Source organism: Pseudogemmobacter sp. TB195, from assembly GCF_058313095.1.
Window position 1 is genome coordinate 1 of sequence record NZ_JBZEGG010000159.1, and the last position, 589, is coordinate 589.

Genomic DNA, 589 nt, shown 5'->3' on the forward strand with positions numbered 1-589 from the left:
CCCTATCCCCGGGCCTGGGAGCGCACGATCACCGGTCGCAGCGGCAAGGTCTACTTCGTGCGGCCGGTGCGCCCCGAGGACGAACAGATGTTCGTCGACTTCATGAGCCAGGCTTCCGAGGATGATCTGCGCCTGCGCTTCTTCGCGCCGGTGCGGGATTTCAACCACGCCTTCGTCGCCCGGCTGGTGCAGGTGGACTACGCCCGGGCCATCGCCTTCGTGGCCATCGAGGCGGCGACGGGCCAGATGATGGGGGTGGTGCGCCTGCATGCCGATTCCAACCACGAGAAAGGCGAATACGCCATCATGGTCCGCTCCGAGCTCAAGGGCACCGGCCTTGGCATGGAGCTGATGCGGCTGATCATCGAATGGGCGCGCGCCGACGGCATCCGCGTCGTTGAAGGTCAGGTGCTGCGCGATAATCAGGCGATGCTTGGCGTCTGTCGCAAGCTCGGATTCTCGATCCGCGCCGATCGCGAGGACCCCTCGGTGATGATCGCCACGCTGCCGCTGGAGCGGGCGGCGGAAGCCTGAGCGGCTCCAGCCGCCGGCGTCGCTGATGCTGAAACGGTGATTTGCGCCAGCTTTT

General features: G+C 66.0%; 1 protein-coding gene. It reads left to right on the plus strand.

Features of this window, described 5'->3' with window-relative positions; genetic code table 11:
- Positions 1–534: GNAT family N-acetyltransferase (locus tag AC4FS3_RS29140; RefSeq protein ID WP_491023442.1), on the plus strand; the 534-nt coding region annotated here is incomplete at its 5' end.
- Positions 535–589 lie beyond the last annotated feature (55 nt).